The sequence below is a fragment of the Micromonospora sp. NPDC049359 genome (assembly GCF_044466585.1).
In the GTDB taxonomy this organism is placed as follows: domain Bacteria; phylum Actinomycetota; class Actinomycetes; order Mycobacteriales; family Micromonosporaceae; genus Micromonospora.
Genome location: NZ_JBITMW010000009.1, coordinates 62,515 through 75,032, shown reverse-complemented (window position 1 = coordinate 75,032; position 12,518 = coordinate 62,515). Strand labels below are relative to the sequence as shown.

The 12,518-nt window shown below is 69.3% G+C and carries 13 protein-coding genes and 1 tRNA gene; 9 read left to right on the top strand and 5 right to left on the bottom strand.

The annotated features are described in order from the left end of the window. Positions 1-2: 2 nt before the first annotated feature. Together ACIBTX_RS21050 and ACIBTX_RS21045 are read right to left on the bottom strand one after the other, a co-directional pair. Positions 3-1,013: an LLM class flavin-dependent oxidoreductase gene (locus ACIBTX_RS21050; protein WP_396832870.1), complete on the bottom strand. Its 1,011-nt coding sequence runs from the start codon at positions 1,011-1,013 to the stop codon at positions 3-5. A gap of 45 nt (positions 1,014-1,058) precedes the next feature. After that, positions 1,059-1,538: an Lrp/AsnC family transcriptional regulator gene (locus ACIBTX_RS21045; RefSeq protein WP_357127173.1), complete on the bottom strand. Its 480-nt coding sequence runs from the start codon at positions 1,536-1,538 to the stop codon at positions 1,059-1,061. A gap of 83 nt (positions 1,539-1,621) precedes the next feature. Between ACIBTX_RS21045 and ACIBTX_RS21040 the strand changes: the two genes are divergently transcribed. Continuing rightward, positions 1,622-2,800 (top strand): trans-sulfuration enzyme family protein, encoded by a 1,179-nt coding sequence (locus ACIBTX_RS21040; protein WP_396832869.1) that lies wholly within the window; start codon positions 1,622-1,624, stop codon positions 2,798-2,800. On the opposite strand, the gene ACIBTX_RS21035 is transcribed toward ACIBTX_RS21040, so the two are convergent. Continuing rightward, on the bottom strand, positions 2,801-3,469 hold the full coding sequence (locus ACIBTX_RS21035) for an NAD-dependent epimerase/dehydratase family protein (RefSeq protein WP_357127179.1): 669 nt from the start codon (positions 3,467-3,469) through the stop codon (positions 2,801-2,803). Positions 3,470-3,565: 96 nt separating this feature from the next. On the opposite strand from ACIBTX_RS21035, the gene ACIBTX_RS21030 reads away from it, so the two are divergent. After that, entirely contained in the window at positions 3,566-4,417 is an 852-nt protein-coding gene (locus ACIBTX_RS21030; protein ID WP_357392796.1) for an alpha/beta hydrolase, read from the top strand. Between the two features lie 6 nt (positions 4,418-4,423). Here ACIBTX_RS21030 and ACIBTX_RS21025 read toward each other — a convergent pair whose 3' ends face one another. Next, complete coding sequence (locus tag ACIBTX_RS21025) at positions 4,424-5,173, bottom strand: transcriptional regulator (RefSeq protein WP_396832868.1); 750 nt, start codon at positions 5,171-5,173, stop codon at positions 4,424-4,426. Positions 5,174-5,204: 31 nt separating this feature from the next. Beyond that, a tRNA-Leu gene (locus tag ACIBTX_RS21020) sits at positions 5,205-5,281 on the bottom strand. Positions 5,282-5,378: 97 nt separating this feature from the next. Here ACIBTX_RS21020 and ACIBTX_RS21015 point away from each other — a divergent pair. From ACIBTX_RS21015 to ACIBTX_RS20985, 7 genes are all read left to right on the top strand, one after another. Continuing rightward, entirely contained in the window at positions 5,379-6,002 is a 624-nt protein-coding gene (locus ACIBTX_RS21015; protein ID WP_355049623.1) for a response regulator, read from the top strand. Positions 6,003-6,052: 50 nt separating this feature from the next. Continuing rightward, positions 6,053-7,234, top strand: a complete 1,182-nt coding sequence (locus ACIBTX_RS21010; protein ID WP_357170796.1) for a hypothetical protein — start codon at positions 6,053-6,055, stop codon at positions 7,232-7,234. A 208-nt stretch (positions 7,235-7,442) separates the two neighbouring features. Beyond that, on the top strand, positions 7,443-8,609 hold the full coding sequence (locus ACIBTX_RS21005; RefSeq protein ID WP_357127192.1) for a branched-chain amino acid ABC transporter substrate-binding protein: 1,167 nt from the start codon (positions 7,443-7,445) through the stop codon (positions 8,607-8,609). Between the two features lie 111 nt (positions 8,610-8,720). Next, complete coding sequence (locus tag ACIBTX_RS21000) at positions 8,721-9,671, top strand: branched-chain amino acid ABC transporter permease (RefSeq protein WP_357127195.1); 951 nt, start codon at positions 8,721-8,723, stop codon at positions 9,669-9,671. Then, on the top strand, positions 9,668-10,858 hold the full coding sequence (locus ACIBTX_RS20995) for a branched-chain amino acid ABC transporter permease (RefSeq protein ID WP_357127198.1): 1,191 nt from the start codon (positions 9,668-9,670) through the stop codon (positions 10,856-10,858). Before ACIBTX_RS21000 ends, ACIBTX_RS20995 begins: the two co-directional genes overlap by 4 nt. A 43-nt stretch (positions 10,859-10,901) precedes the next feature. Beyond that, a complete protein-coding gene (locus tag ACIBTX_RS20990; protein ID WP_396832920.1) occupies positions 10,902-11,771 on the top strand; it encodes an ABC transporter ATP-binding protein in 870 nt (289 codons plus the stop codon). Further along, on the top strand, positions 11,761-12,471 hold the full coding sequence (locus ACIBTX_RS20985; protein WP_357127204.1) for an ABC transporter ATP-binding protein: 711 nt from the start codon (positions 11,761-11,763) through the stop codon (positions 12,469-12,471). Before ACIBTX_RS20990 ends, ACIBTX_RS20985 begins: the two co-directional genes overlap by 11 nt. Positions 12,472-12,518: the final 47 nt, after the last annotated feature.

Here is a 12,518-nt window from a genome sequence, read left to right as displayed (position 1 = left end):
TTTCACGCGTCCCGGCGCAGGCCCCCGGCCACCTTCTCGGCGATCAACTCGTACGACCGCACCCGGTCGGCCACGTCGTACACGAGCGTGGTGAGCATCAGCTCGTCCGCGCCGGTGCGCTCCTGCAACTCGGTCAGCTGCCGCCGCACCGTCTCCGGCGAGCCCATCGCCTGACCCTCGCGCCGTTGCAGCACGAACTCCCGCTCGAACTCCGTGTACGGGTACGCCGCCGCCTCGTCCGGCGTCGACAACGGCTCCGGCCGACCGGAACGCAGCTTCAGGAACGACAGCGCGCTCGGCGCGGCCAGCCACTCGGCCCGCTCGTCGGTGTCGGCGCAGACCGCGTTGACAGCCACCATCGCGTACGGCTTGTCCAGCCACTGCGACGGCCGGAAGTTCTGCCGGTACAGCGCCAGCGCCGGCAGCGTGTTCGCCGCGCTGAAGTGGTGCGCGAACGAGAACGGCAGACCCAGCAGACCGGCCAGCTGGGCGCTGAAGCCGCTGGAACCGAGCAGCCAGACGGCCGGCTGCTCGCCCCGACCGGGGGTGGCGATGATCTGCCCCGGCTTCTCACCGCTGAAGTAGTTCATCAGATCGGCCAGCTCACGCGGGAAACCCTCCGCCGACAGGCCCTCCATGGTGCGGCGCAACGCCAGCGCGGTCACCTGGTCGGTGCCCGGGGCCCGCCCGATGCCCAGGTCGATCCGGCCCGGGTGCAGCGCCTCCAGGGTGCCGAACTGCTCGGCCACCACCAGCGGCGCGTGATTCGGCAGCATCACCCCACCGGAACCCAGCCGGATGGTCGACGTGTTCGCCGCCAGGTGCGCCAGCAGGACCGCCGGCGCGGAGCTGGCGATCGCCGGCATGTTGTGGTGCTCGGCCACCCAGAAGCGGTGATAGCCCAGCTCCTCGGTGCGTCGGGCCAGCTCGGTGGTGGCCTGCAAGGCCGCGCCGGCGGTGGCGCCCTTGGCGACCGGGGCAAGATCAAGAACAGACAACGGTACGGTGATCACACGCAGTGCCAACTCCCCGGCCTGCCCGTTCATTCCGACGGCCGCTCAGCCCACCCCACGCGCCTGCTCGAAGATCAGGCTGGTCTGCGTGTGCTGCACCACCGGATCGACCGCCAACTGGTCCAGCACGAAGTCCCGCAACGCGTCACCCGACGCGGCCCGCACGTGCAGCACGTAGTCCTCGGCGCCCGCCACGTGGAACACCGACACCACCCCGGGCAGCCGCACCGACCGCGCCCGGAACGCGTCCACCGCCGCCCGCTCGTGCGCCGTCAACCGCACCGACACCAGCGCCTGCAACGGCAGGCCCAACGCCGCCGGATCCACCTCCGCGTGGAAGCCCCGGATCGCCCCGCGCTCGCGCAACGCCCGGGTACGCGTCAGACACGTCGACGGCGCCACCCCCACCCGCTCGGCGAGCGCGTTGTTCGGCAACCGGCCGTCCGCCACCAACTCGGCGAGGATCGCGCGGTCCACCTCGTCCAGGGCCGGATACGGCCGTACATCGTTCGACTCAGAGGGCATCCGAGCATCGTCCTCCGAACCACCGGCCAAAACCAGGGCTCTCCACAGAATCATCCACCAAACTGTTGCACCCAGGTTGGCAGATGTTCGACCCTACCCGCATGACGACGGTGGACACCCGAGCCGTACACGCCGGCCGCGACGACCTGCGCACGCTCGGCGTGCACGTACCACCGATCGACCTCTCCACCACCAACCCACTGCCGTCGGTCGACGACGGCGGCAACGCCTACGAGCACCTCGCGACCGGCGGCACCCTGCCCGCCGACGCCAGCGCCGTCTACCAGCGGCTCTGGAACCCCACCGTCGCCCGCTTCGAAACCGCCCTCGCCACCCTCGAAGGCACCGAACAGGCCGTCGCCTTCGCCAGCGGCATGGCCGCCCTCACCGCCACCCTGCTCGCCGCCACCCGCGACGGCCACCGCCACATCGTCGCCGTCCGCCCGCTCTACGGCGGCACCGACCACGTCCTCGCCACCGGTCTGCTCGGCACCACCGTCACCTGGGCCCACCCCGACGAGGTCGCCACCGCCCTCCGCCCCGACACCGCGATGGTCGTCATCGAGACACCGGCCAACCCCACCCTCGACCTCGTCGACATCGCCGCCATCGCCGCGGCGGCCGGCGACGTGCCCCTGCTCGTCGACAACACCGTCGCCACCCCCGTTCTGCAACAACCCGCCCGCCACGGCGCCGCCCTCGTCCTGCACAGCGCCACCAAGAGCATCGGCGGACACGGCGACGTCCTCGCCGGCGTCGTCGCCTGCGACGAGGCATGGGCGGCGCGCCTGCGCCAGGTCCGCGCCGTCACCGGCGCGATCCTGCACCCCCTCGGCGGCTACCTCCTGCACCGCGGCCTGCAGACACTCCCGCTGCGGGTCCGCGCCCAACAGGCCACCGCCGAGAAACTCGCCGGCTGGCTCGCCGACCACCCCGGCGTACACCGGGTGCACCACCCCTCGGTGTACGACCCGGCGGCGCTCGTCGGCCGGCAGATGTCCGGACCCGGCAGCCTCCTCGCCTTCGAGGTACGCGGCGGCGCGTCCGCCGCCGCCACCGTCGCCGCCGGCTGCCGGCTCATCACCCACGCCGTGTCCCTCGGCGGCGTCGACACCCTCATCCAGCACCCCGCCTCGCTCACCCACCGCCCCGTCGAGGGTGACGCGAAGCCGGACGGCGCGCTGCTACGCCTCTCCGTCGGCCTCGAAGATCCCGAGGACCTGCGCGCCGACCTCGCCCGCGCGCTCGACGCGATCGCCTGATCAGCGCAGCTCGCGGTTGCCCAACACCCGCGTCGGCGCGCCCTCCCGCGCCACCCGCAACATCGCCCGGCCGATCCCGTCGGTGGTCGTCACGTGGTTCGGCAGCAGCCCCCGCAACACCGGGAACAGCGGACGCGTGACCGCGTACCCGATCCGGTAGGCCCGGGTCCGCGACACCGCCCCGTACGTCGGCTGGATGAACCCCGGCCGCGCCGCGTACCCGTTGGGCAGCAGGTCCATGACCGCGTTCTCGGTGCGGCCCTTCACCCGCGCCCACATCACCCGACCCTGACCGGTCGAGTCGGTGCCGACGCCGGAGACGTAGACGAACGTGACCTGCGGGCTCACCTCGGCCAACAGTCGCGCCGCAGCCATCGGGAAGTCGTAGCTGATCCGGGTGTACGCCGCCTCGTCCAGACCCAGCGACGACACACCGAGGCAGTAGAAGCAGGCGTCGACGCCGGTCAGCTCCGCCCGTACCGACTCCAGGTCACCGACGTCGGCGACGGTCAACTCCCGCAGCTTCGGGTCCCGCTGACCGGTCGGCCGGCGACCGATGGTGAGCACCTCCCGCACGTCCTCGGCGAGCAGGCACTCGCGCAACACGCCCTGACCGACCATGCCGGTCGCACCGAAGATGACCACCCGCATCAGATCCACCCCTGTCATCGGTCCCGCCACAGGCTCCCACGATCGGCATGACCGTCAAGGCCCGGGGAAACCCACTGCGGCCGACAACGCCGAACCGACTCAAGGGGGACGAACATGCCGTTCATCACCGTGGGCACCGAAAACAACGCCGCCATCGATATCTACTACGAGGACCACGGCTCCGGCCAACCCGTCGTGCTCATCCACGGCTTCCCCTTCAACGGCGCCACCATGGAGAAGCTCGCCGACCCCCTGCTCCAGGCCGGCTACCGGGTCATCACCTACGACCGTCGCGGATTCGGGGCCTCCAGCCAACCCGACACCGGGTACGACTACGACACCCTCGCGGCCGACCTCGACACCCTCATGACCGAGCTGGACCTGCGCGACACCATCCTCGCCGGCCACTCCATGGGCACCGGCGAGGTGACCCGCTACCTCAGCAGGTACGGCTCCGACCGGGTCAGCCGGGCAATCCTGCTCGCCCCGCTCGCGCCGTTCCTGCTCAAGACCGCGGACAACCCCGACGGCGTCGACGGCAGCGTCTTCGACGGCTTCAAGCAGGCCGTCGTGGCCGACCGGTTCGCCTTCCTCACCGCCTTCTGCACCAGCTTCTTCAACTACGAGCAGACCAGGGGCAAGCAGGTCAGCGAGGAAGCGTTCAAGGCGCACTGGGCCATCGGCGCGCTGGCCTCCGCCCGCGCCATGTACCAGTGCATCGACGTCATTCCCACCGACTTCCGCGCCGACGTGCCCCGACTCGACGTGCCGATCCTCATCGTCCAGGGCGACCAGGACGCCGTGCTGCCCTACCCGGTGACCGGCCAACGGCTCGCCCCGATGCTGCCCGACGGCACACTCGTCACCCTCAAGGGCGCCCCGCACGGCATCCCGTGGACCCACGCCGACGAGGTCAACAAGGCGATTATGGACTTCATCGGCGCACCGGCCATGGCCCGCGCGTGACCGTGGTCAGGACTTCGGGCCGACGTGTCGGTCGAGGGTGGCGACGGCGTCGCGCCGCGCCACCGACAGGCAGTTGCGGCGGTTCATCCGCCAGGCGATACCGAGCAGGTCCAGACTCCACTGGCAGAGCCCCATGATGTCGGTCGACTCGTTGACGAACGTGTAGCGCGGGTAGACGTAGTCCCTGCCCCGCACGGTCACCCGGTTGGCGAACCGGCAGCCGTCGGAGTGGAACAGACCGCGCAGGAAGTCGCCGGGGTGGCTCTCGACGAGCGACAGCTGCCAGTCGGCCAGGACGATCGGTCGCTCGTGCTTCGTGCCGGTACCGTGCTGCGGAAACAGACACGGCCAGTGCATGCCGCTGCTCTCGACCGAGACGCAGCCCTGCTTGGGGACTCGCTGTACGCGTGACGCGAGCACGGAGAGCATGGCTGACTCGCACGCGTCGACGAGGTGTGGATAGCTAGCCGTGCAGGCGATCCGTAGTACCGGCACCTTCGGTGAGACGGCCAGATGGCCGTCGCCCAGGTAGAGGCCGAGCAGGTAGACGTAGGCGGCGGGGTCTGTCGGACTGTCGACACCGTCGCGACAGCGGAAGCACCGAAGCTGCGTGCCTCGGAGGCGAGCCTCCGGGCGATCGGTACACCAGTGCCAGACTGTCCGGTACGGCACTCCGGTCGCGCGGGCGGTGTCGGCAACCGTGCTGCCGGCGAGGAACATCTGCCGTGCTCGTGCGCGAATCTCAGGTGGGTGCACGAGAGGATTCTCGAACACCCGTACGACAATTTGGTGCCCCCGGTGGGATTCGAACCCACACTGTCGGAGGTTTGAGCTCCGTTTCTCTGCCAGTTGGAATACGGGGACGCTTCCCTGATTCGGCCCTGACAGGATACCCACTACGCTGAGAGCGGTGACACCCGGCTGGGCGGGTGTCGGGTTCTAACTGGTGGGGGTAGGGCTGGTGGCTGAGACGCCGACGGATGCCGAGCGCAGGCGCGTACTGATCGCCGAGGACGAGGCGCTGATCCGGCTGGACCTCGCCGAGATGCTGGTCGAAGAGGGCTACGAGGTGGTGGGGGAGGCCGGCGACGGCGAGACCGCCGTGCGCCTCGCCGAGGAGCTGAAGCCCGACCTCGTCATTCTCGACATCAAGATGCCGATCATGGACGGGCTGGCCGCCGCCGAGCGGATCGCGGGCGCGCGGATCGCTCCGGTGATCATCCTCACCGCGTTCAGCCAGCGGGATCTGGTGGAGCGGGCGCGGGCGGCGGGCGCGATGGCGTACCTCGTGAAGCCTTTCCAGAAGAGTGACCTGGTCCCGGCGGTGGAGATCGCGTTGTCGCGGTATTCGGAGGTCGCGGCCCTGGAGGCCGAGGTCGCGAGCCTGACCGACCGCCTGGAGATCCGCAAGACGGTGGAGCGCGCCAAGGGCGCGCTGATGACGACGTACGGGATGACCGAGCCGCAGGCGTTCAAGTGGATCCAGCGCACGGCGATGGACCACCGGATGACCATGAAGGAGGTCGCCGAGCGGATCCTCGCGGAGACCGCCGGCGGCGAGGTGGCGCAGCAACCGTCCGTCTGAACCCTGGTCGACCCTCGGCGGCGGGTGATCGGATCGATAGCATCAGTTGCGTGTCGGTCCGGCGTACGGTCGCGGTGGTCGGGGTTGTCGTCACGCTGCTCGCCGGCTGCCGGGCCGCCGACGACGGGCGGCTCCCCGAACCGGTGCGTCCACGGTGGGAGATGGCCGATCTGCCGGTGCCCCCGGGTGCGCCGGGTCGGCTCATCGCACGTGATGTGACCGCCTGCGCGGGTCGGTGGTACGCCGTCGGCGCGGTGGGCGCGCCCGATGGTGGAACCCGGCCGGCCGCCTGGCGGAGTGTGGACGGTCGCGGGTGGACGTCGTTGCCGTTGCGGCCGATCAGCTACTACGGCGAGCGCGCGATCATGTACGCGGTCGGCTGTCACGAGGGTCGGATCGCCGTCATCGGGGCACGGTCGGGTGGCGCGCACGGCAATCCGCGGGTGCGGACGTGGCGGCAGGACGCCGACGGTGGTCTGTCCGAGGTGCCGGCGGAGTTCGAGCTGTACGGCGGACCGGAGGCGGTCAGCGCGAGTCGTATCGCGGGTGGCGCTGGCGGGTGGCTGATCGCGGGCGCCCGCACGGGTGGGGCGGCGGTGTGGCGTTCCGCGGACGCGACCGACTTCGCGCTGGTCGACGATGCTCCGGGGCTGGCCAGTGACGCGGGGTTGACGACGATCGCCACGGATGTGGTGGCGGCGCCCGATGGCTGGCTGGTCGCGGGCGGGGGTCGGCCGGCGGGTCGGGCGGACCGTGATCCGTACGTCTGGTCGTCGGCCGACGGCCGGGCGTGGACGCGGACGGCGTTGCCGGCGACGGGTGCGGACGAGGTCGCGCAGCGTCTCGTCCGGGTGGGTGCCGTGGTGTACGCCCTGGGGGTGCGGGGGAGCGCATTCCAGGCCTGGAAATGGTCGCCTGGGGCGACGGTTGGCGCCGAAGAATGGCGGGCCGTCGCGGATTTCGGGGCGACGGGCGCGGGCGCGGTGGCGGGGGTGGAGGCGGTTGCCGGCGACGGCGGCGTGGTGCTGGCGATGACGGTGGCGAGCGACGGGCACCGGCTGTGGCGGTCCGCCGGGGACGCCTCGTCGTGGGTGCCGGTGACCCTGCCAGGTCACGTTTCCGCTGGTGGGGACACGTCGGCGGCGGTCGCGGCAGCGGACGGTCGGATGGTGGTCACCGTCGACGACGGGGTGGCGGCGCGGGTGTGGTTCGGGCCTTCTGGGCCCGTTTGACGAGTTGTCGACAGGCGCCGATGTGACATCTAAACGCGAGCTTTTCCGCTTCTGGTAACGGTTGAGTCAACGCCGCCTACGACACCTTACGGGGAGTAGTGGTTGTGGGATAACGTCCCGCCCCAGACCGGGTGAACGGTCCGGTCCGGTGTGGCCTTGGCGTTCTACGAGGCGCCACCGGGCTTCTGGACGGAGGAGGGTTCCAGCCTTGAGGCAAAACTTCGTGCGCGTCCTCGGCAGCGTCGCCATCGTGGCGCTTGTTGCCGGCGGCGCCAGCGCGTGTAAGAAGGACGAGGGCACGTCGGGTGGTTCCGCCAGCAAGGCGTGCGACCTCAAGATCGGTTTCTTCGGGGCGCTCTCGGGCGCCGACGCCGGCCTGGTCACCCCGATGAAGCAGGGTGCCGACCTGGCCGTGGAGAAGTACAACGCGGAGAACGCGGACTGCAAGGTCACCGTTCAGGCGTTCGACTCGCAGGGCAAGGCCGACCTCGCGGGTGGTCTCGCGACCAGCGCGGCGGCCGACACGAAGATCGTGGCGATGGTCGGGCCGGCGTTCTCCGGTGAGAGCGAGGTCGCGCTGCCGATCTTCGACACCGCGGGTCTGTCCGTCATCAGCCCGTCGGCCACGCGACCGAGCCTGTCGACGAAGGGCTGGAAGGTCTTCCACCGCGGTGTGGGTAACGACTTCTCCCAGGGCCCGGCCGTCGCCAGCTACATCAAGAACGTGCTGAAGTCTGACAAGGCGTTCGTCATCGACGACCAGTCGGCGTACGGCGCGGGTCTGGCCGACGAGGTCAAGAAGGGCCTCGGCTCGGTGGTCATCGGCACCGACAAGGTGGTCGACAACGCGCAGGAGTTCGGTGCGCAGATCTCCAAGGTCAAGACCAGCGGTGCCGCTGTTCTCTTCTACGGCGGTTACACCGAGGAGGCGGCGCCGTTCCTGAAGCAGCTGCGGGCTGCGGGCTGGACCGGCACGTTCATCGGTGGTGACGGCATCAACGACGCGAACATGCTGTCGGTCGCCGGTCAGAAGGACGTCGAGGGCACCATCGCCACCTGCCCGTGTGGCCCGGCGACCGCCGCCAAGGGCACCTTCGTGACCGACTTCAAGGCCAAGTACAGCGTGGACCCGGGCGTGTACGCCGACGTCTCGTTCGACCTGGCCAACATCTACCTTGAGGCGATCAAGGCCGGCAAGACCACCCGCGCCGACATCCAGGCCTTCCTCTCGACCTACAACAAGGCCGGTTCCGCCTCTGGCGTGACCTACAAGTGGGAGCCGACCGGCGAGCTGGACCCGGCCCAGGTCAAGGTGTGGGCCTTCAAGGCGAAGGCCGGCGCGTGGGCTCCGGACGTGGAGATCCCGAAGGCCTGATCCCCGCCAGGGTCACAGGTTTGAGGGCGTGACGATAAGAGTTGTCTCAATGCGGCCGGGGTTGCGAAATCCCGGCCGCATTGGCTCAACGCAACACCCTTCGGAGCATCGGTGGACTTTGCAGAACTCGTCCGGGGCTTCCCGGAACTGACCACAACCGGGTTGGTGCAAGGCGCGATCTACGCGCTCATCGCCCTCGGCTACACCCTCGTCTACGGCGTACTCCGCCTGATCAACTTCGCGCACTCCGAGGTCTTCATGATCGGCACGTTCGGTGCCATCTGGACCTGGGCGGCCTTCGGGCTCGACAGTAACAGCGGCGCTCCGTCGGTAGGCCGCTCGCTGCTGCTGATCGCGCTGGCGATCGTCGTCGCGGCGCTGCTGTCCGGCAGTGTCGCTCTGCTCATCGAGGTTACCGCATATCGGCCGCTGCGACGGCGTAACGCGCCGCCGCTGGCCTTCCTGATCACGGCCATCGGCGCCTCGTACGCGCTGATGGAGCTGATGGGAACGCTGACCCAGCGGCGTCAGATCGGCGCCCCGGCCCTGCTGCCCGCCGACACGCTGTTCAAGATCGGTGGCTGGAGCGTCACGCCGGTCCAGATGCTGACGCTGAGCGTGGCCATCATCATGATGGTGGGGCTGGACTGGTTCGTTAACAAGACCCGGTTCGGCAAGGGCATCCGCGCCGTGGCGCAGGACGCCAACACCGCCGCGCTGATGGGTGTCAACAAGAGCCGAGTGATCGCGTTGGTCTTCGTGCTGGGCGGTCTGATGGCCGGCGTCGCCGCCGTCTTCAGTGACATGAAGAGCGGAAACACCCGCTACAACATCGGCTTCCTGCTCGGGCTCAAGGCGTTCTCCGCCGCGGTGCTGGGCGGTATCGGCAACCTGCGGGGTGCGGCGATCGGCGGCATCCTGCTGGGTCTGGTCGAGAACTACGGCTCGGCGCTCTTCGGCTCGCAGTGGCGGGATCTCATCGCGTTCGTGGTGCTGATCGTCCTGCTGATGTTCCGGCCGACCGGCCTGCTGGGCGAGTCGTTGGGGAGGGCGCGGGCATGACCGCTCTGCGAGAGCGCTGGCACTCCGCTTCGAGTGCCATCGGTCGGCGGGTCGACGGGCTGCCGAAGTCCGCCCGGATCACCGGGTTGCTGGCCTTCCTCGCCTTCCTCTACATCCTGCCGAACAAGTGGTTCTACGAGTACCTGAACATCCCGGGTCTGTGGATTCCGCTGTACACCACGCGCAACGACATGGCGGCGGTGCTGTTCTACTGCGCGTGGATCGTGCTGCTGTCGCTCGGTCTCAACGTCGTGGTGGGCTACGCGGGTCTGCTGGACCTGGGGTTCTTCGGCTTCTTCGCCGTCGGCGCGTACACGGTGGCGTTGTTGACGTCGCCGGAGAGCAAGCTCATCACCGAGTACAACTGGCTGGAGAGCCCGTGGCCGTGGTTGGTCACGGTGCCGATCGCGATCGCGCTGGCGCTGTTGTCCGGTGTGCTCCTCGGCGCTCCGACGCTGCGGCTGCGGGGTGACTATCTGGCGATCGTGACCCTCGGTTTCGCGGAGATGATCCGGATCGTCGCCAAGAACCAGGACTGGGTCCTGAACGGCGACCGGGGCATCCCGCAGGTGGGACACCCGCCGGGCAAGTACCCGGACGGGACGGCCATCTTCCAGTTCGAGTTCAAGCCGTACTACTGGCTGCTGCTCACCGTGATCATCGGTGCGGTCTTCCTGATCCGGAACCTGGCCAACAGCCGGGTGGGTCGCGCCTGGGTGGCGATCCGTGAGGACGAGGACGCGGCGGAGCTGATGGGCGTGCCGACGTTCCGGTTCAAGCTGTGGGCGTTCGCGATCGGCGCGGCGGTCGGCGGACTGTCCGGCACGTTGTGGGCCGGTCAGGCCAACTTCGTCAACTCGTCCACGTTCTCCCTGGAGAATTCGATTCTGGTGTTGGCGGCGGTGCTGCTCGGTGGCGCCGGCAGCATCGGTGGCGCGATCCTCGGCGGCTTCCTGGTCATCTACATTCCGGAGTGGCTGCGGTCGGTGGGTGACGTCTTCGGTCTGCCGGAGACGGCCACCGTCTTCGGCAACGACTTCGACGTCAGCCCGACGTCATTGCGGTACTTCATCTTCGGGGTCCTGCTGATCATCGTGATGATCTTCCGCCCGCAGGGTCTGTGGCCGAACCGGCGGCGTGCCGCCGAGCTCAAGGACCGGCAGAAGGAGGTGGCTGTCGTTGAGTGAGCCACGGATGGGTAGCGAGCGCGACGTCACCAGCGAGCGTGACATGGCGATCGACGCGCGGACGACGGTGGGCAGCCCGGCGGAGACCTCGTCGACGCCGGACGAGGCCGTCAGCGAGCCGGCCACCCCGGTCGACGGCCGCAAGCCGCTGCTGGAGGTCGACCATGTCACGCTGCGGTTCGGTGGCGTGGTTGCCCTCAACGACGTCAACTTCACCCTCTACGAGGGGGAGATCCTCGGGCTGATCGGGCCGAACGGCGCGGGCAAGACGACCTGCTTCAACGCGATGACGGGCGTCTACACCCCGACGACCGGCCAGATCCGGTTCCGGGGCGAGAAGGTCAGTGGCCGTAAGCGGTTCCAGATCACCAAGCTCGGGATCGCGCGTACCTTCCAGAACATCCGTCTCTTCCCGGAGATGACGGCGCTGGAGAACGTGCAGGTCGGCGCGGACGCCAACCACAGGACCAGCGTGCCGAGCGCCCTGCTGCGGTTGCCGCGGCACTGGCGGGAGGAGCGGCAGGGCAAGGCCAAGGCCCTTGAGCTGCTGGACTTCGTCGGCATCCAGGGTCGCTCCGGCGACCTGGCCCGTAACCTGTCGTACGGTGACCAGCGTCGGCTGGAGATCGCCCGAGCGCTGGCGACCGATCCCACGCTGCTCTGCCTGGACGAGCCGGCCGCCGGGTTCAACCCGGCGGAGAAGGTGGCCCTGCTCCAGCTGATCCGCAAGATCCGCGACTCGGGCGTCACCGTCCTGCTGATCGAGCACGACATGCGACTGGTCATGGGCGTGGTGGACCGGCTGGTGGTGCTGGAGTTCGGGCAGAAGATCGCCGAGGGGTCGCCGGCCGAGGTGCGCGACGACCCGAAGGTGATCGCCGCGTACCTGGGAGGTGTCGAGGATGCTGCTTGAGATCGACAACCTGAAGCTGCTCTACGGCCGTATCGAGGCGCTGCACGGCATCAGCCTGCACGTCGACCAGGGCGAGATCGTGGCGCTGATCGGTGCGAACGGCGCCGGCAAGACCACGACGATGAAGGCGATCTCCGGGCTGCACGCCATCTCCGGCGGCAGCATCAAGTTCGACGGCGCCGATGTCAGCCGGCTGCGCGCCGACCTGCGGGTGATCCGGGGGATCGGGCAGTCGCCCGAGGGGCGCGGCGTCTTCCCCGGTATGACCGTGCTGGAGAACCTGGAGATGGGGGCCTACACCCGCAAGGACCGGGCCGACATCGCCAAGGACCTGGCGATGGTGTTCGAGCTGTTCCCGCGGCTGCACGAGCGTCGCAAGCAGGCCGGTGGCACGCTCTCCGGCGGTGAACAGCAGATGCTGGCGGTGGGTCGGGCGTTGATGACCCGTCCGAAGCTGCTGCTGCTGGACGAGCCGTCGATGGGGCTGGCGCCCAAGCTGATCCAGCAGATCTTCGAGATCATCACGCGGATCAACGAGCAGGGCACGACGATCCTGCTGGTCGAGCAGAACGCGCAGCAGGCGCTGTCCCGGGCCCACCGGGGGTACGTGTTGGAGACCGGCCGGATCGTCAAAGAGGGCACCGGCCAGGAACTCCTGCACGACCCGGCGGTCAAGGAGGCGTACCTCGGGGTGGCCTGAGTCACCGACGACGAAACGGCCGGCGGGCGATCGCCGGCCGTTTCGTC

Excerpts from the sequence above, each read along its gene's own strand:
- ACIBTX_RS21045 (WP_357127173.1), bottom strand. The coding sequence starts at position 1,538 with ATGCCCTCTGAGTCGAACGATGTACGGCCGTATCCGGCCCTGGACGAG.
- ACIBTX_RS21040 (WP_396832869.1), top strand. The coding sequence starts at position 1,622 with ATGTTCGACCCTACCCGCATGACGACGGTGGACACCCGAGCCGTACAC.
- ACIBTX_RS21035 (WP_357127179.1), bottom strand. The coding sequence starts at position 3,469 with ATGACAGGGGTGGATCTGATGCGGGTGGTCATCTTCGGTGCGACCGGC.
- ACIBTX_RS21030 (WP_357392796.1), top strand. The coding sequence starts at position 3,566 with ATGCCGTTCATCACCGTGGGCACCGAAAACAACGCCGCCATCGATATC.
- ACIBTX_RS20995 (WP_357127198.1), top strand. The coding sequence starts at position 9,668 with ATGACCGCTCTGCGAGAGCGCTGGCACTCCGCTTCGAGTGCCATCGGT.
- ACIBTX_RS20990 (WP_396832920.1), top strand. The coding sequence starts at position 10,902 with ATGGCGATCGACGCGCGGACGACGGTGGGCAGCCCGGCGGAGACCTCG.
- ACIBTX_RS20985 (WP_357127204.1), top strand. The coding sequence starts at position 11,761 with ATGCTGCTTGAGATCGACAACCTGAAGCTGCTCTACGGCCGTATCGAG.